Genomic DNA, 276 nt, shown 5'->3' with positions numbered 1-276 from the left:
CCGCCAGCCGAAGCCGCGCTCCAGGAACGCGTTCACCGCCTTGCGATGGTTGACGTCCTTGCCCGGGTACAGGACGCCGTGGCCGAGCAATTCCTCCCGGCAGGCCGCCGCAGCAGCCTGCACCGCCGTCGTGCCGGTCTTCGGTGGCCCGATGTAGAACAGCGTCGTGTGCGGGGGCAGTAGCCAGGGGTCGTCGCTCATCGTCGTCCGATCACTCCAGGAAGCCGGCCCCCACGGTGCGGTTGCTGGCCTCGTCGACGAGGATCACCGACCCGG

General features: G+C 69.9%; 1 protein-coding gene. It reads right to left on the bottom strand.

Annotation, left to right across the window (positions count from 1 at the left end):
• Window positions 1–201: hypothetical protein (locus tag J3482_RS20465; protein ID WP_206923126.1), on the bottom strand; the 201-nt coding region annotated here is incomplete at its 3' end.
• Between the last annotated feature and the right edge of the window lie 75 nt (window positions 202–276).

This window comes from Alicyclobacillus suci (genome assembly GCF_017329615.1).
GTDB classification, from domain to species: domain Bacteria; phylum Bacillota; class Bacilli; order Alicyclobacillales; family Alicyclobacillaceae; genus Alicyclobacillus; species Alicyclobacillus suci.
This window is presented reverse-complemented; position numbering and strand designations above follow the sequence as displayed.